This window comes from Vibrio navarrensis, assembly GCF_000764325.1.
In the GTDB taxonomy this organism is placed as follows: Bacteria; Pseudomonadota; Gammaproteobacteria; order Enterobacterales; family Vibrionaceae; genus Vibrio; species Vibrio navarrensis.
In genome coordinates, this window is record NZ_JMCG01000001.1 from 469,058 (window position 1) to 487,561 (window position 18,504).

Annotated in this window: 14 protein-coding genes; 6 read left to right on the forward strand and 8 right to left on the reverse strand. The window is 50.4% G+C overall.

Going from position 1 to position 18,504, the window contains the following annotated elements; genetic code table 11:
* The first annotated feature begins 446 nt into the window (after nt 1-446).
* From EA26_RS02110 to EA26_RS02120, 3 genes are all read left to right on the forward strand, one after another.
* A complete protein-coding gene (locus EA26_RS02110; RefSeq protein ID WP_039422901.1) occupies nt 447-866 on the forward strand; it encodes an HI0074 family nucleotidyltransferase substrate-binding subunit in 420 nt (139 codons plus the stop codon).
* A gap of 10 nt (nt 867-876) precedes the next feature.
* Nucleotides 877-1,200 carry a nucleotidyltransferase family protein gene (locus tag EA26_RS02115; protein ID WP_039422903.1) on the forward strand — a complete coding sequence of 108 codons (324 nt, stop codon included), beginning with the start codon at nt 877-879 and terminating at the stop codon, nt 1,198-1,200.
* A gap of 496 nt (nt 1,201-1,696) precedes the next feature.
* On the forward strand, nt 1,697-3,805 hold the full coding sequence (locus EA26_RS02120; protein WP_039422905.1) for a plasmid pRiA4b ORF-3 family protein: 2,109 nt from the start codon (nt 1,697-1,699) through the stop codon (nt 3,803-3,805).
* A 693-nt stretch (nt 3,806-4,498) separates the two neighbouring features.
* Here EA26_RS02120 and EA26_RS02130 read toward each other — a convergent pair.
* The 4 genes from EA26_RS02130 to galE all read right to left on the reverse strand — a co-directional run bounded on the left by EA26_RS02130 (nt 4,499) and on the right by galE (nt 11,033).
* Nucleotides 4,499-8,335 (reverse strand): DEAD/DEAH box helicase, encoded by a 3,837-nt coding sequence (locus EA26_RS02130; RefSeq protein ID WP_052079607.1) that lies wholly within the window; start codon nt 8,333-8,335, stop codon nt 4,499-4,501.
* A 513-nt stretch (nt 8,336-8,848) separates the two neighbouring features.
* On the reverse strand, nt 8,849-9,172 hold the full coding sequence (locus EA26_RS02135) for a nucleotidyltransferase family protein (protein WP_039422910.1): 324 nt from the start codon (nt 9,170-9,172) through the stop codon (nt 8,849-8,851).
* Entirely contained in the window at nt 9,160-9,582 is a 423-nt protein-coding gene (locus EA26_RS02140) for a nucleotidyltransferase substrate binding protein (protein WP_039422912.1), read from the reverse strand. The genes EA26_RS02135 and EA26_RS02140 overlap by 13 nt, the downstream gene beginning before the upstream one ends.
* A 440-nt stretch (nt 9,583-10,022) precedes the next feature.
* Nucleotides 10,023-11,033, reverse strand: a complete 1,011-nt coding sequence (gene galE / locus EA26_RS02150) for a UDP-glucose 4-epimerase GalE (RefSeq protein WP_039422919.1) — start codon at nt 11,031-11,033, stop codon at nt 10,023-10,025.
* A gap of 240 nt (nt 11,034-11,273) precedes the next feature.
* Between galE and EA26_RS02155 the strand changes: the two genes are divergently transcribed.
* Nucleotides 11,274-12,440 (forward strand): nucleotide sugar dehydrogenase, encoded by a 1,167-nt coding sequence (locus tag EA26_RS02155; RefSeq protein WP_039422922.1) that lies wholly within the window; start codon nt 11,274-11,276, stop codon nt 12,438-12,440.
* Nucleotides 12,441-12,543: 103 nt separating this feature from the next.
* Here EA26_RS02155 and tpiA read toward each other — a convergent pair whose 3' ends face one another.
* Complete coding sequence (gene tpiA, locus EA26_RS02160) at nt 12,544-13,314, reverse strand: triose-phosphate isomerase (protein WP_039422925.1); 771 nt, start codon at nt 13,312-13,314, stop codon at nt 12,544-12,546.
* Between the two features lie 301 nt (nt 13,315-13,615).
* Between tpiA and EA26_RS02170 the strand changes: the two genes are divergently transcribed.
* Complete coding sequence (locus EA26_RS02170; RefSeq protein WP_039422931.1) at nt 13,616-13,963, forward strand: 5-carboxymethyl-2-hydroxymuconate Delta-isomerase; 348 nt, start codon at nt 13,616-13,618, stop codon at nt 13,961-13,963.
* A gap of 91 nt (nt 13,964-14,054) precedes the next feature.
* On the opposite strand, the gene EA26_RS02175 is transcribed toward EA26_RS02170, so the two are convergent.
* Together EA26_RS02175 and EA26_RS02180 are read right to left on the reverse strand one after the other, a co-directional pair.
* Nucleotides 14,055-14,393, reverse strand: a complete 339-nt coding sequence (locus EA26_RS02175; RefSeq protein WP_039422933.1) for a DUF3135 domain-containing protein — start codon at nt 14,391-14,393, stop codon at nt 14,055-14,057.
* Nucleotides 14,394-14,737: 344 nt separating this feature from the next.
* Nucleotides 14,738-15,358 (reverse strand): helix-turn-helix transcriptional regulator, encoded by a 621-nt coding sequence (locus tag EA26_RS02180; protein ID WP_039422936.1) that lies wholly within the window; start codon nt 15,356-15,358, stop codon nt 14,738-14,740.
* A 406-nt stretch (nt 15,359-15,764) separates the two neighbouring features.
* Here EA26_RS02180 and EA26_RS02185 point away from each other — a divergent pair, with 406 nt between their 5' ends.
* Nucleotides 15,765-17,333, forward strand: coding sequence for an IS1182 family transposase (locus EA26_RS02185; protein ID WP_039422939.1), 1,569 nt, complete (start codon nt 15,765-15,767; stop codon nt 17,331-17,333).
* Between the two features lie 71 nt (nt 17,334-17,404).
* Here the strand turns inward: EA26_RS02185 and glpX are convergent, their stop codons facing one another.
* Nucleotides 17,405-18,412, reverse strand: a complete 1,008-nt coding sequence (gene glpX / locus EA26_RS02190) for a class II fructose-bisphosphatase (RefSeq protein ID WP_039422943.1) — start codon at nt 18,410-18,412, stop codon at nt 17,405-17,407.
* Nucleotides 18,413-18,504 lie beyond the last annotated feature (92 nt).

Sequence of the window (18,504 nt, forward strand, 5' to 3'; positions counted from 1 at the left end):
AGCGGCCCTGGTTCCTAGGTCGCTAGGTTCTAGGAAGAGCGGGGAAGAGAAGGTTTCTAGGGACTAGGAAAGAGCAGGAAGGGCGGGGAAGAGCGGTCCTGTGGCCCTATGGTCCTGAAGAGCAGGGCGCTAGGAAAAGCAGGTTGCTAGGTTCTAGGAAAGAGCGGTCCTTCTCTTCCGCCCTTGCTCTTCCGCTTTTCCCAGGGCCCAGGACCATAGGACCTTTTTTTCCCCAGTGCCGCTCTTAGCTTTTCCACAGGACCACAGGACCACAGGACCATTTCTTCCGTTCCTTCTCTTCCGCTCTTGCTTTTCCTAGCAATCTAGCCCCTATCAATCTCGTCCCTTCTTTTTCCGCTTTCCCCTTTCCACATGACATTTTGCTCTCGATTAGGTAGTTTAAGCTTCATTGTTAAGTACAACGCTCACTCTCTTAGGCGACGAATATGAACGCAAATCCAGACCGTTGGAAGCAGCGGCTACAAAACTTAATTAAAGCTCAGCAAAGGCTAAAAAGAGCCTGTGCGCAAGAAAGCTACAGCGAGTTAGAGTTGGCGGGCTTGGTGCAAACCTTCGAGTTTTCTTTTGAACTGACGTGGAAAACGTTGAAAGATTTACTTGAATTTGAAGGGTTTGATGTCGCCTCGCCGCGAAGTGTTTTTCGCACCGCACTCGAGGCTAAGCACTTGTCCTCAGAACAGTGTGAAATCATGTTAGAAGCACTGATAAAACGCAATTTGCTTGCTCATACTTATGATGAGAGCAATGTTCTCGAAGCCCAATCGCTAATCCTAGAATCGTTTTCTCCTGTGATTGAACAGATTACGCAATCATTAGAGAGCAAAAGCTTAGAGACTAAGCACTGAGAGGACCAGCGTGGCTAATTTTTGCGTCGTCAATCCCGTCTTGCTCGGCCTTAAGGCACATCAGTACCGATTGATTGAAGAGATCGTTCTTAACCACGCTTGTGTCATCCATGCTTGGTTGTTTGGCTCCAGAGCGTTAGGAACCTATAGAGATAACTCCGATATTGATCTTGTCCTAGAAGGCGATGCGCTTTCGCTGCATGTCATCGCACAATTGCAAGAGCGCCTAGAGCTGTCTTCATTGCCATTTAAGGTGGATTTGTTGATCAAACATAAAATTACATCCCAAGAATTGCTCACCCATATTGAAACCCACGGGATTCAGTTGAAGTAGGGGGGGAAGAGAAGGTTTCGAGAAAAGAGCAGGTTTCTAGGGACTAGGAAGAGCAGGAAAAGCGGCCCTGGTTCCTAGGTCGCTAGGTTCTAGGGAAGAGCAGGAAGAGCGGTTAAGAGCGGTCCTGTGGCCCTCGAAAAGCGGTCCTGGAAAGAGCAAGAGCGGCCCTGGTTCCTGGGCGAGAAAGGGCAAAAGCGGGGAAGAGCGGTCCTGGTTCCTAGGTCGCTAGGTTCTAGGAAGAGCGGGGAAGAGAAGGTTTCTAGGGACTAGGAAAGAGCAGGAAGGGCGGGGAAGAGCGGTCCTGTGGCCCTCGAAAAGCGGTCCTGGGAAGGGCAAGAGCGGCCCTAGTTCCTGGGCGAGAAAGGGCAAAAGCGGGGAAAAGCGGCCCTTCTCTTCCGCTCTTCCTTGCCCTTCCTCCCATTTTTTCCTTTGGGGATAGCCGTGAGGGGCGAAACTGCATACACTGTTTGCCATCACTTTTTACATTTGAATTTACATGAAAAATCACTTCCCTCAGCCGCTACAAAAACTCTTAGGCATGGTGACTGAGCAAAAAACCTTTGAACAACTGACACGCGATGAACAGGCTTACCTTGCAGAGCCTACCACGCTACTGTTTGCTTTGCCGTTTGGCATGACTATGCCAGAGGAAGCGGCCGAAGCGTATAGCGATACCTTCCTGATTTATTTCGACTTTATGGTCAATGAGCTGCGCATCCAACTGCGTAATGGCGACGCGCAGGAGATGCTGCCCATTCTCAACAGCTGTTTGCATGATCTGCTTGAAGGCGGGGAGATAAATCTGCAGATGGCTTACAGCATGGTCAAAGTGCTTAAGTCACACCAATTGTCGATTGAGCCTGCTGTGATTGACACACTTGCCGAGCTGCAAATGCAAAAGCAGCCAAATAATGTGCCAAGCCTGCCAGTGGACCCCAAGAAAATGCTGGATCAGATGGCCAAGCAGCTCACTGAGTCAGGGGTTGATAGCGGCTTTGCGTTTTGCCAGATGATCAGCGATGAGCTGGCGGTCTACCCTGTTGAAGGAGTGAAACTCTTACTGGCCTGTTTTCTCAAGCAGAAGTGGATTGTGGACGCGCTGTTGCTGCTCAGCTTGCACAAAGAGTCAGAGATTGCCAGTGTTGCAGCAGCACTGTTGAATGACGTTGCCGATAAGCAGTGGAAGTTTCTAACCAATCGCAACTATCTGCTATTGGTGCAGCGTTTTGCTGATGAAAAGGTTAAGGCCCATTTGCCCAAATGGAACCGTCTTGCGATGCAACATGCCAAACAAAGCAAGCCGAGCCAAGTGGTGGAGCTGTATGTTTCCTTTGCTGATGGCCAGCACTCCACGCTGTTTCTTGCGTTGGTGCAAGATGCCGATGGCAAAAGTTTGCACCAAGTAGGCGGGGTATTTCGGCTTGGCTACGGCTTAGTTGATAGCTACTTTATCCCCAATATTGATCGTCGCCAATTTCAACACATGGTCGAAACAATAAAAGGTGAAGTGGGTGCTATCCCGTGTGATCCGCTCTTGCTGCGTCATCTACTCCCTTGGGCGTTGCACGAGCAGCAAGCTAGCCCGGAGCGTATGGCGGTCGATACCCTACAGATTCTGGCTTTGCTGCCCAACGCGTGGAGTGAGCCGCAGGCGTTTAACATCGATCACATCGCTGAAATCTGTCACTTTGATGCACAGCAAACGGAGCAGCGAGACCGCGGACGAAAAATGAGCAGAATGTTGCTCAGTACACCGATGGTCGACACTTGGCTAGTGCACGACATTGACCCAACCTTAACTAAAGCGCGCCAAGTGCGAGACCACTGCTATTTGGCCCAGCCACAGCGCTATATCGAAGCGCTCTCCCATGCCGCTTTGCTGGCGCATTTTTCTCTGCTGCCGCCAAATTTATTGGTTGCTAAGGCCGCCAGCTATCTCGCCTGTGCGTTTTTGCTCCAAGAGGGCGGTGTAGGTCGAAAAGCCTTCCCACTGTTTGATTGGCTGGCGGAAGAGAGTTTGCATGAGAGCCAGCAAGATCAGCAACTGGATAAGATCTTCAATGATCTTGCAGAGCCTACCGGCTATGTACTCAAGGTGCAGTTGATGGATAGCAAACCGAAAGTGTGGCGCCGTTTTACGGTATCGAGCAGCATCGACATGCACTCGCTGCACAACCTGCTGCAAGATGTGATGGGTTGGGATAACTACCATGCTTATACCTTTGCCACCAAACTTGGCCACATTGATGATTCGCCAGAAAGTCCGTTGCCTGCCGATGAGATTCCGTTGATGGCCGTGCTGCGCAATGAAGGGGATAGCATGGGCTACATATATGATTTTGGTGATCATTGGGAACACGTCGTTGAGCTGGAGAAAATCAACAAGCGCGATTGCTGGCAACCCAAAGTCACCGCCGGGAGCGGCGAATGCCCACCAGAAGATTGCGGCGGTATGTGGGGATACAACGCATTGTTAGAGGCAGCAGCCAAAACTGAGCGCACTCAAGAAGAACAAGAGCAACTGGAGTGGTTCGGCATGGAAGAGGGCTGGGATGCCAAAGCCTTTGATAAAAATGAGGTGAATGAGTTGTTGAGGTTTGAGTAGGAAGAGAAGGGGCTAGGCAGGGCAAGAGCGGGGAAAAGCGGCCCTGGTTTCTAGGTCGCTAGGTTCTAGGGAAGAGCAGGAAAAGCGATAAAGCGGTTAAGCGCGGACCTATGGCCCTATGGTCCTGAAGAGCAGGGAAAAGAAGGTTCTAGGGACTAGGAAAGAGCAGGAAGGGCGGGGAAGAGCGGTCCTGTGGCCCTATGGTCCTGAAGAGCAGGGAAAAGAAGGTTCTAGGTACTAGGTTCTAGGAAGAGCAGGAAAGAGCGGTCCTTCTCTTCCGCTTTTGCTTTCCCTCGTAACCTAGCTTCTAGAAAACTCGTTTCCTGCTTTTTCTTTTCCCAGGACCAAGAACCCAGGACCCAGAACCATTTTTCCGCCCTTGCTCTTCCTCGTAATCTAGCCCCTAGCAACCTCGTTTCCTGCTTTTTCTTTTCCCAGGACCAAGGACCCAGGACCCAGAACCATTTTTCCGCTTTTGCTTTCCCTCGTAACCTAGCTTCTAGCAAACTCGTTTCCTGCTTTACTTGCTTTTTCTTTCCCCAGGACCCAGGGCCCAGACCCCCAGGACCTTCTCTTCCGCTCTTGCTCTTCCTAGCAATCTAGTCCCTATCAATCTCGCTCCTGCCTTTACGCTTTTGCCTTTCCCAGAACCAAGGGCCTAGAACCCAGAACCTTCTTTTCCGCTCTTCCGCCCTACTCCGTCATTAACTGCATGAGCAATTCTGGGTTGAGTTGCTCGGCGGTGGATTGGCCGGACAAAACCTTGTCAGCCAAGTCGCGTTTTTCACTGTGCAGTTGGATGATTTTTTCTTCTACCGTATTGACAGTGACCAAGCGATAGACGGTAACGGGTTTGGTTTGTCCCATACGATAAGCCCGATCACTCGCTTGATCTTCTACCGCTGGGTTCCACCATGGGTCAAGGTGGATCACGGTATCCGCTTCGGTGAGGTTGAGCCCTGAACCGCCCGCTTTTAGGCTGATCAAAAATAAATGGTGTTCGCCAGATTTAAACGTGTTGATCGCACTTTGTCGTTGCTTGCTGGTGGATTGCCCATCCAGGTAAGAAAAATCGACCCCGTGTTGCTTTAACTGCTGGCTGAAGCGTTTGAGCAACTGAACAAATTGGCTAAACACCAGGATCTTGTGTCCGCCCTCAAGGGCGTCTTCGACCAGTTGCAACGCCTCTTTCTGTTTGCTGCTGGTGTCGGTGAGGTGCTCAAACACTAAGCCTGGGTCGCAACACACTTGGCGCAAACGCGTTAAGCCGGCGAACAGCGAAATGGTGGAATGAGTGCTGCCGTCACTCAGGGTTTCTAACGCTTCTTTACGCACCGCTTCATAGGCATTGCGCTCTTTGCTGGTCAGCTCAACATGATGGACGAGCTCTGTTTTTTCTGGCAGTTCAGTGAGTACCTCTTGTTTGAGGCGACGCAAAATAAAAGGGCTGACTAAAGCGCGCAGCCGCAGCATATCGTCTTCATTTTTGCTGGCTTGCGCGTATTTGCTTTTGAACTGTTTTAAAGAGCCGAGCAAGCCCGGGTTTAAAAAGGCGAATTGGCTCCAAAGCTCCACCAAATGGTTTTCCACTGGGGTGCCCGAGAGGGTTATGCGCCGCTGCGCGTTTATCTCAAACAACACTTTAGCGCGTTCGGCATTGGGGTTTTTGATCTGCTGCGCTTCATCCAAGACGACGGTTTGCCATTCGGTGGCTTGCAAGGCATCGGCTAGGCGAGTCACTAACCCGTAGCTGAGCACAATCACTTCACCGGCGCGAGCGTTGGACAAGGTTTGCTGGCGATCGGCGCAGCTCTCTAAATCAATCACGGTTAACTGCGGCGTGAAGCGTTGGCTCTCTTGACGCCAGTTGAGTAAGACCGATTTGGGGCAGACCACTAAGCTTGGGCCTTGCGCTTGAAAATGGCTCAGCAGGGTTAAGGCTTGCAGTGTTTTGCCAAGGCCCATATCGTCGGCCAAACAGACACCAAACCCATTGTGTAGCAAATGCGCCGCCCAGAGGACGCCGCTGCGTTGATAATCACGCAGTGGCTCAAGCAGCGCTTCATCCAACGTGATGGGTTGTGACCATGCTTGTTGTAATGCTTGCCAACCGTGATCGCTTTGCACCGACATGGTTTCGATCAGCTTTTGTAGCGGGTAGGCGAGTTGGCGGTTTACCGAGAGATTGTCATCTAACACGCTGTCTAAGAAATGCAACTGTTTACGCAGCGCATCGCTGACTAACAGGGTGAGGTTCTGCTGTTCTAAGGTAATAAATCCTGTACGTCGCGCTTCAAGCAGACGTTTGAGATCCAATACTTGTGCGCCGTCAAAATGCACATCCCCTGACACTTGAAACCAATCTTCCTGTTGGCGTATGGCTAGGCCCACATCTTGTGAGCGCAGTTGTTTGACTCGTTTGCTCGCTTGATGCCAGTGGATGGTGACCTCTTCAAGCTGCTCTAGAGCGTCGAGCAGTTGCGGCAGTTGTTGGCTAGGTACGCTGTAGCGGTGGCTTTTACACACCTTTAAACCGAGTGCTTTGGCAATCGCTTTGGCTTGCTGCCGCTCCTGAGCAAGATCGCGGCGATACCAAGTATTCCCTTGCTGATAGAGCCAGAGTGTGCCTTGCCCCGAGCCAATACGGGTGCGTTGGTCCTGTGATTGGTGTTCAATCGCCAGTTCCAGTTTTCCTTCACCAAGCTTGAGCCACAAGTGTGGCGTGGTGTCCCACTCTCCCAGAGTAATGTTGCCGCGCGCTTCACTGATAAAGTACCAGTTGACATTATCGCCCAAGCGTTCGATCAACGCATCGGCCTGTTCAATCGCTACCGCGGGCATTTGTCCGGCGAGCGTAAAAAAGCGTTCGACGTGTTCGGGGATCGAATAGAAAGAGTAGATCCCTTCCGTGCGTGGCTTTAGGCAAGCTTGCGACTGCTTGCTTACCTTGGGATGGCATTGCAATGCGAGCTGTCCTTTTTCTTCCTCTAGCACCACCAACGCCGGTTCTGCGACCAAACTTATCGGCTCCCCAACAGAGTTAAACACGCTGTTACTTTGTGACAGCAGCATGAGTAACGTGGGGTTGAGCTTAAAGGTGTCGCTCCAAAAATCATGGCGGCTTTGCAGGTTTTCGGCAATCGCCAGATCAATGCTGGCCAACGAGAGGTTATTATCGTAAAGCAGCGTGTGTGGGGCGACTTTTCTCCCAATGCTCCAGCCTTTTTTGCCCCGTTTTTGCCGCTTGATCATTAAGGTCTCGTGCTCGCTGATCACCCAGGCCAAACGCTCATCTTGCTGCTCCTTCGGATCGCGCAAGGTGGTGGTCACTTCACTTATCCACATTTGCCATGCATCGGGTTTATCAATAAAGCGGCCTTGATCTGTTTCTTCGTCGGTCAAATAAGCAAAAAGACGTTGCGCCATATGCGCGAGGTTAAACTGGGCTGGTGCCTTGCTGCTATCCAGTGGCTCAGCCAGTGGGTGATGGGCCAAGGTGGTGAAAAAGTCTCGCAGCTCAGGGTGTGTTTTGACTCGGCACATTTGCAGTAAGTCCAGCACTAATTGCCCCCAAGCAATACCTTGTGGGGTATGCACTGACTCAAGCCACATCGGCGCATCGTAAAACAGTGTGACCAGCGTATCGTCGCCCATCTGCAAATAGTCAAAGAGTTTTTGCCAATGGAAAAAGCCCAGTGGATTCTTGCACGCTGCATCCAGCCCTTCAAGCTGTTCAATTCGCTCGGCGACTGACTCAGGGCGCAGGCATTGAAGGATAAACAGATCGATTAACAGCGAGAGGCTGAGACGCGTACGAGGATTGAGCGCAAAAAGGCTTTCACGCTGGACCAGATAGTGTTCGTCAAGCGGCTCAAGAAAGTGTTTGGCTTTGCTCGGATTCGATGAAAACAGGCCCACATCTTGGCTCATTTGAATGGGTAAGGTTCTTTTTACGAGACCAGACACTTTGGCATGCAAGGTGTCATAGGTGGTTGGTGAGGTGGCGGTGAGTAACATGCGCGGGTAGGTCGCGACAAAGTAATCTCCCGCACCTTGCGCAAATGGAAGGGTCTTGACCAAGTACCAGAGTTGGTCGCTTTGCGTCAGCAGGTGAAAACTATCATTGATACTTTGTTCGAGCAGTTCTTCATCTACCGACCAAAGATAGTGCGGCATGAACCAAGAGGCGTACAGGCGTGCATAATGAGCGCCCGGCGCACGTATGGCGGTACGCAAGCCTTGACCTAATCGGTTTTGTGAGCTCATCTGACATGCAAATAGCGCAACGCACCATCCGTCGGCGGTGAGGTAAATAAACGATTTGTCTTGATGCTTGCTGGTGCGGATCCAACCGGATTGTAGGCACTCTTCTTGCAGAGCCGCAAATTGCTCAGCGTGTTTTTCACCGACATAGTTAATGTAGGATAAGTACGCATCACTCGCCTTGCGACTGACACTGACAATGATGGCGGCAAGAAAGTCGCCTTGCCCCTCTTTTAATTGATTTGGCGTTGGAGATACGTACTGCACCGAGGTTTCCTGTTTTCTCTTAAGTATCTGGCTAGAAAATCAGTATGATTGCAGTTGTGGGCGTTTTTGTCATCTTAAAAGAAGGGGAAGGGAAGGTTGCTAGGTGATAGGGAAGAGCAGGAAGGGCGGGAAAGAGCAGGAAAGAGCAGGAAAGAGCAGGAAAGAGCAGGAAGGGCGGCCCTGGTTCCTGGGTTGCTAGGTTCTAGGGAAGAGCAGGTTGCTAGGTGCTAGGTTTCTAGGTTCTAGGAAAAGCGGTTAAGAGCGGTCCTTCTCTTCCGCTTTTGCTTTTCCTAGGACCAAGGGCCCAGAACCCAGAACCTTCTCTTCAGCTCTTGCTTTTCCGCCTTTGCTCTTCCTAGCAATCTCGTCCCTAGCAAACTCGCTCTTGCTTTTCCTAGTCCCTGTCTTTCCCAGGACCAAGGGCCCAGAACCCAGAACCTTCTCTTCAGCTCTTGTTTTTCCGCCTTTACTCTTCCTAGCAATCTCGTCCCTAGCAAACTCGCTCTGCTTTTCCTAGTCCCTTTTCCCTTGCACAACCACATAGCGCTCTCGGATGTTGTTCTGCATGACGGGCGTGAGATTATCCCACACCAGTAAATCGACGCGAAAGGGCAGGCTGCTTTCTTCAAAGGCTTGTTGCAATTGATAGACCGCTAAATCTTGTGGTTTGTCGGCAAAGGCCACCAAATCTAAATCTGAGCGCGTATTGGCCGTGCCTTTTACTCTTGACCCAAATGCCCACACCAAGGTTTCCGGTAAGTACAGCGCTAACAGTTGGGCGACTTCCTTCGCTTGATCTTCCGTAATAGCGAGTTTAGGTTGCGTTACTTTTTCCATGCTTGACCGCTTAACGTTTGGTACAACAAAATGGCATCGGTAACAAAATCATTCATTAAGGCCAAGGCTTCATCGGCTTTTTCCCCGCTATAATCATGCGAGGTGGCAACTCGGGCCTTTGCGTAATGCATCCACCGTTCGATGCTACTGGGTAGCAACATGTTTTCATGAGTAAGGCGTAAAACCGGATTAGGCCCGTTTGGCACCTCAGGCAAACCGATGTTTTCCGAAAGATAACGTTTGGTGATTTTCCAAAGGCTATCCCAACAGGTTTCAAAGCGTTGAATTATTGACTCCTTGACAGCTTCAATAATCCAAAGTTCAGTCGCCTCAATCTGCAGCTTATTCAATCGATCATTTTGCTCTTGCAGCAGATGCAGTGAGCGTTCAAATTTATCAAATTGGATCATGAATTACTCCTTGATGGCTCAGCAAAAAGAGCAGGAAAAGCGGGGGAAGGGCGGGGAAGAGCAGGTTGCTAGGTGCTAGGGAAGAGCAGGAAGGGCGGTCCTGGTTCCTAGGCGAGAAAGAGCAGGTTGCTAGGTTCTAGGTTTCTAGGTTCTAGGGAAAAGCAGGAAAGAGCGGTCCTTCTCTTCCGCTTTTGCTTTCCCTCGTAACCTAGCTTCTAGAAAACTCGTTTCCTGCTTTTTCTTTTCCCAGGACCAAGGACCCAGGACCCAGAACCATTTTTCCGCCTTTGCTTTTCCTCGTAACCTAGCTTCTAGAAAACTCGTTTCCTGCTTTTTCTTTTCCCAGGACCAAGGACCCAGGACCCAGAACCATTTTTCCGCCTTTGCTCTTCCTCGTAATCTAGCCCCTAGCAACCTCGTTCCTTCTTTTCCGCCCTTCCTCACTCATACCCATTCGGGTTGTTGGACTGCCAGCGCCATGTGTCGGCGACCATGGTCTCCAGCGAGCGCGTTGCTTTCCAGCCGAGCACTTCGGCGGCATAAGCTGGATCTGCCCAGCATTCTGCGATATCGCCAGCGCGGCGCGATTTGATCTCATAGGCAATTGGGCGCTCGGCGGCTTTTTCAAAGGCGGCGACCATTTCCAATACGCTGTTGCCTTGGCCTGTGCCTAAGTTAAAAATGTGCAAGCCCGCTTGTTGGCCCACCTTATTCAGCGCCGCAAGGTGGCCATCGGCTAAGTCAACCACGTGAATGTAATCGCGCACGCCAGTGCCATCGGGTGTTGGGTAATCGTTGCCAAACACGCCCAGCTTTTCACGTCGGCCCACCGCTACTTGGGCAACAAAAGGCAACAGGTTGTTGGGAATGCCTTGCGGATCTTCGCCAAGCAGGCCAGATTGATGCGCGCCTACAGGGTTAAAGTAGCGTAGCAAGGTGATGCTCCACTCTGGGTTGGCGTGGTGAAAGTCGCGTAAGCACTCTTCCACCATCAGCTTACTGCGCCCGTAAGGGTTGGTGGCCGAGGTCGGGAAATCTTCGCGAATAGGCACCGAGGCCGGGTCACCGTACACTGTGGCCGATGAACTAAAGATCAGACTTTTGACCCCAGCTTTGTCCATTTCGCGCACCAGATTCAAGGTGCCAGAGACGTTGTTATCATAATACATCAGCGGTTTTTCCACCGATTCGCCAACCGCTTTCAGACCAGCAAAGTGGATCACGCCATCAATGTGATGTTCGGTAAAGATGGTTTGTAGAATAGCGCTATCGCGGATATCGCCTTGATAAAAGGTCGGCCGCACGCCCGTGACTTGCTGAATACGATCCAGTACCAAAAGTTTACTGTTGTACAAATTGTCGAGAATAATCGGCGTCATGCCCGCTTCGATCATCTGGATACAGGTGTGACTGCCGATATAGCCACTGCCTCCGGTGACAAGAATATTCATGTTGTTCCTCTTATGTATTGTTTGCAAATATCTGCCGTGTGATTTGCAAAATTTTTAGCCAAATTGACTGCGTTAGTTTACGCAAACTCGCTACAAAAAGCGATCTCCTGCCGCTGGCGACATCGTCTTTAACCGATCACGTTTTTGTCTTGCCGGTGTCACATTCGCTTGTTGAGATAAGCCAAGCTTGGGTAAAAGCGAGCTTGGATAAAACCTCATTCAGACAAAGCGGAGCATAGTATGCAGATCACCGTCGTTGGGGCTGGCTATGTCGGGCTGGCCAATGCCGCGCTGCTAGCGCAGTACCATCATGTCACTGTGTTGGATTTAAATTCGCAGCGGGTAGCGCAAATTAACGCGCGGCAATGCCCGATTGTTGATCAAGACATTCAACGTTTTATGGCTTCTGGCTTACTTAACCTTACCGCGACGGTGGATGCGCCAAGCGCTTATCAAAACGCCGAGTTGGTGATTGTCGCTACACCGACCGATTATGATCCGCGCACTAATGGCTTTGATACCTCTTCAGTAGAGTCAGTGATCGATGAGGTGCATCGCTATCGACCACAAGCGCTGGTGGTGGTGCGCTCAACCGTGCCAGTCGGGTTTACCGAGCGTGTACGCCGTGGTAAATCGGGCAAAAACGTGCTGTTTGCTCCGGAGTTTTTACGAGAAGGGCGCGCTTTGTACGATAACCTTTACCCATCGCGCATCATTATTGGCGAGCAAAGTGAAAGAGCTCGGTGGGTTGCGGATCTGTTTGTGCAAGCGGCGGAAAAAAACGATGTGCCAGTGCTGCTGATAAACGCCACCGAAGCTGAGGCGGTTAAGCTCTTTTCCAACACCTATCTGGCCATGCGGGTGGCTTATTTCAATGAGCTGGATTCTTACGCCGAAGTGCATGGTTTGAATAGCCGACAAATCATCCAAGGTGTAGGGCTCGACCCGCGAATTGGTAGTCACTATAACAACCCTTCCTTTGGCTACGGCGGCTATTGTCTCCCCAAGGACACTAAGCAGTTGTTGGCCAACTATCGTGATGTCCCCAACTGCCTGATCAAAGCGATTGTTTCGGCCAATCGCACCCGTAAAGACTTTATCGCAGAGTCGATTTTAAAGCGTCATCCGCAAGTGGTGGGCATCTACCGCTTAATCATGAAAGCCAACTCCGACAATTTCCGTTTTTCATCGGTGCAGGGGATCATGAAGCGGCTCAAAGCGCACGGCATCGAGGTGGTGGTATATGAGCCCGTGCTGGAAGAAGAGCGCTTTTTTAACTCGCCCGTAATGCGTGATTTAGCGCAGTTCAAAGCGAAGGCGGAGGTGATCGTCACCAATCGAATGGTGGAAGAGCTCTGCGATGTAGCGCATAAAGTCTATACGCGTGATCTGTTTGGCCAAGATTAGCCTCAGTGCTCTTTTCGATGATAGACAACAAAAAAACCGACGTGCGTGACGTCGGTTTTTCATCTGCGTGTTCAATCTAGGATTGAACTGAGCGCGTTTGAAATTACGCTTTCATTTTCGCTGCTGCTTTTGCGATCGCTGCGAAGCTTTTCGCATCCAGAGACGCACCGCCGACTAGCGCGCCATCGATGTCTGGCTGTGCAAAGTACGCTTCTGCGTTTTCTGGTTTTACAGAGCCGCCGTACTGGATGATCACTTGCTCAGCGACTGCAGCGTCTTTCTCTGCGATCAGGGCGCGGATAGAGGCGTGGATGCGCTGTGCGTCATCAGCGGTTGCTGCTTTACCTGTGCCGATAGCCCAGATTGGCTCGTAAGCGATGATCGCGCCGTTTAGAGCTTCAACACCGTATTCGTCGATCACGGCGTTGATTTGACGTGCACAAACCGCTTCAGTTTCGCCCGCTTCGTTTTGCGCTTCGGTTTCACCGATACAGAACACTGGCTTCAGGCCGTTCTCTTTCAGGAAGGCAAATTTCTGCGCGACGAATTCGTCTGATTCGTTGTGGTATTCACGACGCTCAGAGTGGCCGATGATGATGTGAGTTGCACCGAAATCTTTCAGCATCGCTGGAGACATGTCGCCAGTGAATGCGCCGCTGTTGTGGATGTCAGTGTTCTGCGCGCCAAGAATGATCTTGTTGCCGCCTTGCGCGATCAGACGCTCAGCCATATCCAAGTAAAGTGCTGGTGGAGCAACCGCAACGTCAACACCTTCAACGCCTTCTAGCTCAGCGTTAAGACCAGTTAGCAGCTCAGTTACCATTGCTTTGCTGCCGTTAAGTTTCCAGTTACCCATCACTACAGGACGACGCATAGGAATATCTCCATATCTTTTATTGGTTCAAGGTTTCACCTCTAAGCCGAGGTGAAGCGCATTTATGTAAAAAATCTACGTAGGAATATAACAGAATTATGTGGCCAGATCATGACTCGTGTCATTAGTTATGGCTTTCTCTCGCCTGGTCGGCGCTGCTTTATCCACTGATAAAATGGTTAAAAGCAATCGATTGGTGATCTGTCTGGCATAATGATAGTCAATCACTCGGCATTTTCCTTTCTGGTTGCTATTTATGAGGGCAAATGCCAACCATGTCTCAATGATAAAAGGAAAGGTCATGCCTCATTTAGTTTTAGAATATTCCAATTCGGTGGAAGAGCGCATCAATGTGCCCGGATTGCTGGAAGATCTGCACCAAGTCGCGCTGGATTGCGGCTTGTTTGACAAACCTTCAGTGAAATCACGCACGCTGCGCTGCCATCATTGGCTGGTGGGGGAAGAGGGTGATAGCGTGGATTTTATTCACGTCAGTTTTGATCTGCTTTCTGGGCGCAGTGAAGAGCAAAAACGCGAGCTCTCCCGTCAACTCATGGCGGTGTTGCAAGAGCAAGCCAGCCATGTGCGCAGCTTAACGGTCAATATCCGTGATATGGACAAAGCGTGCTTCCAGAAAGTGGTGAACTAAATGGCCACCGCGACTGACAACAGCCTGCAAGCGATATCCGTTTCGAGCCTTATAAAAAGTAGAGGCCCTGCTTGCGTTTCAGGGCCTCAGTTCAATAGAAGTTTTTCGCAGTAAAGGGAATAATTTGCGCTTCACTGCGCGGTGGCTCTTTACCGTCACTTGCCAGTGCAGCGCGGAATTTCACCATCTGTTTCGTCAGTTCATTCATTAATACCACGTTGGTGTGAACGGGGTTTTTGCAGCGGCTGATCACGCGATCAATATGACTCTGCTGCGCCTCCAAGCGCTCGCGCATCGCTTCAGAGGCGGAGAGAATCATCTCTTTGCACATTGCCTGTTTAAACTGATTGAAAGCGGCCGGGTTTTCGGCGGCAAGAGTCATCATCTCATCGAATGACGGTAAGCTCTGGTCCAGTTGTGGATATCCCATGGCAACTCTCCCCTGTAGCAATTGGTGATACTTTAAACAGTAGCCATAAAGTAAGCATAAATCAGAAATGAGAAAGTGGTGCAGGGATGTGGTGATGTCTTATAAGTGAGACGGGGAAGGGCAGGTTGCTAGGTACTAGGTTTCTAGGTGCTAGGGAAGAGCGGGTAAGAGCAGGAAAGAGAAGGTTGCTAGGTTCTAGGTTTCTGGGTAAGAGCGGTCTTTCTCTGCCGCCTTTGTCTTTCCCAGGACCAAGGACCCAGAACCTAGGACCATTTTTTCCGCCTAGCAATCTAGCCCCTAGCAAACTCGTTCTTGCCTTGCCCAGTCCCTGCTCTTCCTCGAGCCTAGCCCCTGCTTACTATCCGATATGCGCAGCGGCGCTGGCCTTCGATAATGTGTTCCGTGCGCTCAATATGGCAGTGTTCACCGAGCAGCTTTTGAAAAACGTTGAGTTCAGATTGGCATAGGGCGGGGCAGCGGGTGGCGGCTCGGCAGATGGGGCAATGATTTTCGCTCAAAAGAAAGCCTTCGTCGGTTTGCTCAAGCTCGGCCATATAGCCTTCTTCTTCGCGTATTTCCGTGAGCTTTTGCAGCTTGCTGTGGAGATCGCCGCAAGCGGCCAAGGCTTTTTGATACTGGATAAAAGTGCGATGCTCTCGCTCAGCGGCGACTTTGGCTAAACCATCGGAGCCAAACAAGCTCTCGACCACGTCGATCATCTGAATGGTGAGTTCGCTGTGGCGATCGGCAAACTGCTCGTGTCCTTTGAGCGTGAGAGACCAGTGCCGAGTCGGGCGGCCTACTTTGACTTTGACATCGTGAAAGCTGACGATGCCCGCCTCTTCCAACCCTTGCAAATGTTGCCTGGCCCCCATGGTGGTCATGCCAAACTCTTCTGCCAGTTGCTTGGCGGTCACCGAGCCATCTCGCTTAATCGACTGGAGTATCCTGTCTATGGTTTTCATCTTGGCCTACAGACGCCCGTATCCTGAATGGTGCTTAAGTACAAATATTATGCGTCATAGGTTTAGTAAATAAAAGGGTTGATAAAGAGCAGCGGGTAAGAGCAAGAGCAGTTCTAGGGAAAGCAGGTTCTAGGTGCTAGGTTCTAGGAAAAAGCGGTTAAGAGCGGTCCTGTGGTCCTGTGGCCCTGGAAAGGGCAAGAGCGGCCTGGTTCCTGGGCAAGAAAGAAGGTTTCTAGGTTCTAGGAAAGGCAGGTTACGAGGTTTCTAGGCTCTAGATTCTTGCTCTTGCTCTTGCTCTTGCTCTTCCTAGGGCCTAGAGCACCGATCAGTTTAAAAAACACACAGTGACTTTAGCCCCAAAACATGGTCAAATACACAGTATTATTAACTTATCAACTGATTGATTATGTCTAATTCTAGAAACTGGGAACCACCAACTGCTCTTTCCAAAAAAGAGCAGTTTATTTGCAAAAAGTTAAAACAGACCGGAAAACTGTTTGTGTTCTTACGCACCAATCGTCATCTCATCATTAATGAAGAGATTAATCATAAGCTTATGTCGATGTATGCTGACCACCCAAGAGGAAAGCCTGCTGTTCCGGCCGCTCTTTTAGCTATGGCAACGATTCTCCAAGCATACGAGCAAAAATCGGATGCCGGAGCGACATTAGAAGCGATGTTTGACCAACGTTGGCAAATGGTACTGGACTGTCTAGGGAGCGAGGAATCGCCATTTTCACAAGGCACCTTATGTGATTTTCGTCATCGTTTAATTGCGCACGATATGGATGTAGTTTTACTTGAACATACTGTAAATGTCGCTCGTGAAGTTGGAGGTTTTAGTCATGTTCAGCTCAGAGTGGCCCTAGACTCAGCGCCACTACAGGGCGCTGGTCGAGTTGAAGATACGTTCAATTTAGTGGGACATGCTCTTGAATTAGTCGTCAATTGTGCTGCACAAATAAAGATGATCTCAGAAGAAGAACTCATCGAAGAATGTGGTCTAAAACTGGTAGGAAAAAGCAGTGTCAAAGCGGCGTTAGACATTGATTGGTCAGATAAAAACGAGAAGCATCAAGCCGTTGAAACCTTGCAAAATGATGTTGACGCTCTGAAGCAGTGGTTAGAAAAACAACCCTCCGCCTTTATTAAGCATAAAGGGCTGGAAGAGAGCCTCGCTTTACTTGCAAAAGTTTTGGAGCAGAATATAGACCCCGACCCGGACGGAAATGGGCCTAAAGTAAAAGAGGGTTCGGTGCCGGATAGGCAAATCTCTATCTCAGACTCAACAATGCGCCATGGACGAAAATCAAGCTCAAGGGCGATTAGCGGGTTTAAGCAACATATTGCTGTCGACTTAGACAACAAGTTGATATTAGCGACCTGTGTCCGTCCTGCCAATGAACCGGAGCACAAGGCGTCGGAGTACTTAAAACCCAAAGTCAATGCTTACGGTGAAGTTAAACAAATTCAAATAGATAGGGGTTATTTAGCTGCTCACTGGACAACGGAGCTGTACGAAGCAGGAAAAGAGGTTGTTGCAAAACCATGGACACCGCCATCCAAGAGCGCACTGAGTAAAAACGCATTCCAAATTGACTTGGTTGAAGGCAGTGTCATGTGCCCAGCAGGGAAAGTTGCCATGATAAAGTCTGGAAAAGTAATGCAAGCCCGTTTTAAATCAACGGAATGCAACGCTTGTCCGAAAAAAGCAGATTGTACGACATCAGAGAAAGGTCGAAAAATTAAAATACACGAGCAGGAAGCGATGCTGCAAAAACTTCAGAAGTACGTAAGTACGTCTCAAGGTCGGGCTGATGCTAGAGAGCGGGTCAAAGTAGAGCACTCTCTAGCATCAATCTGCAACCGCAAAGGTCCTAGAGCAAGGTACCGAGGCTTGCGGCTAAATGAATATGATTTAAACAGAACGGCAGCCATTACCAACCTGCATATAGCGATGAGTTTGGCTGCTTAAAATTTAAACTATATGGTGCTCTAGTCCCTGCTCTTTCCTAGTCCCTGCTCTTCCTCGCCCCTGCTCTTCCTTTAAAGAATAATCTGCTTGATCTCGTCGTCTTTGCGTTCTAAGTAGTGGGTCGACTTGATCCGGCGTATGGTGCGGCAGCGGCCACGTATCAATAAAGTTTCCGTGGTGGCAATATTGCCTTTGCGACTGATACCTTCAAGTAGATCGCCTTTGGTGATGCCCGTGGCGGAGAAGATGACGTTGTCGCTGCGCGCCATATCATCCAGCTTCAGCACTTTATTCGCTTCCACACCCATTTCGGCGCAGCGCTCTAGTTCGAACGCGGCAAAGCGGCGGTTTTCTTCGTTGTCCCCTTTTACTTGGTCGCGAGGCAAGAGTCGGCCCTGCATATCGCCATCCAGCGCGCGAATGACCGCGGCAGACACGACGCCCTCTGGCGCACCGCCAATGCAGTACATTACATCCACTTCGCTATCTGGCATACAGGTTAAGATAGACGCGGCGACATCACCATCAGGCACGGCAAACACGCGCACGCCCATTTGCTGCATTTCAGCGATAACGGCATCGTGGCGTGGTTTGGCGAGAGTGATGACCACTAAGGTGTCGAGGGTTTTATCCAGCGCCTTAGCGATGTTTTCTAAGTTCTCTTTTACTGGCTTGTTGAGGTCGATCACGCCTTTGGCGCCAGGGCCGACCACCAGCTTTTCCATATACATGTCGGGCGCTTTAAGAAAGCTGCCTTTCTCACCTGCCGCTAAAACCGCCAAAGCATTCGACTGCCCCATGGCGGTCATGCGTGTGCCTTCGATAGGGTCGACCGCAATATCGACTTCATCGCCGCCTAAGCCAACGTTTTCGCCAATGTAGAGCATCGGCGCGTCGTCGATCTCACCTTCGCCAATCACGATTTCGCCACTGATTTCCGTTTTGTTTAGCAAAGTGCGCATCACTTCAACTGCGGCGCCATCGGCGGCATTTTTGTCACCACGGCCAAGCCATTTATACCCCGCCAGAGCGGCGCCTTCTGTCACGCGGGAAAATGCCATTGCTAAATCGCGTTTCATGTTGTCTCCAAAAGTCATAATCGAAGGAAGAGAAAAATTGGCGGCGATTCTAGCATAAAAAACAGGGAAAACGTTTGCGGGGATCAAAAAAG

Excerpts from the sequence above, each read along its gene's own strand:
- EA26_RS02110 (WP_039422901.1), top strand. The coding sequence starts at position 447 with ATGAACGCAAATCCAGACCGTTGGAAGCAGCGGCTACAAAACTTAATT.
- EA26_RS02120 (WP_039422905.1), top strand. The coding sequence starts at position 1,697 with ATGAAAAATCACTTCCCTCAGCCGCTACAAAAACTCTTAGGCATGGTG.
- EA26_RS02135 (WP_039422910.1), bottom strand. The coding sequence starts at position 9,172 with ATGGAAAAAGTAACGCAACCTAAACTCGCTATTACGGAAGATCAAGCG.
- EA26_RS02140 (WP_039422912.1), bottom strand. The coding sequence starts at position 9,582 with ATGATCCAATTTGATAAATTTGAACGCTCACTGCATCTGCTGCAAGAG.
- galE (WP_039422919.1), bottom strand. The coding sequence starts at position 11,033 with ATGAATATTCTTGTCACCGGAGGCAGTGGCTATATCGGCAGTCACACC.
- EA26_RS02155 (WP_039422922.1), top strand. The coding sequence starts at position 11,274 with ATGCAGATCACCGTCGTTGGGGCTGGCTATGTCGGGCTGGCCAATGCC.
- tpiA (WP_039422925.1), bottom strand. The coding sequence starts at position 13,314 with ATGCGTCGTCCTGTAGTGATGGGTAACTGGAAACTTAACGGCAGCAAA.
- EA26_RS02170 (WP_039422931.1), top strand. The coding sequence starts at position 13,616 with ATGCCTCATTTAGTTTTAGAATATTCCAATTCGGTGGAAGAGCGCATC.
- EA26_RS02175 (WP_039422933.1), bottom strand. The coding sequence starts at position 14,393 with ATGGGATATCCACAACTGGACCAGAGCTTACCGTCATTCGATGAGATG.
- EA26_RS02180 (WP_039422936.1), bottom strand. The coding sequence starts at position 15,358 with ATGAAAACCATAGACAGGATACTCCAGTCGATTAAGCGAGATGGCTCG.
- EA26_RS02185 (WP_039422939.1), top strand. The coding sequence starts at position 15,765 with ATGTCTAATTCTAGAAACTGGGAACCACCAACTGCTCTTTCCAAAAAA.
- glpX (WP_039422943.1), bottom strand. The coding sequence starts at position 18,412 with ATGAAACGCGATTTAGCAATGGCATTTTCCCGCGTGACAGAAGGCGCC.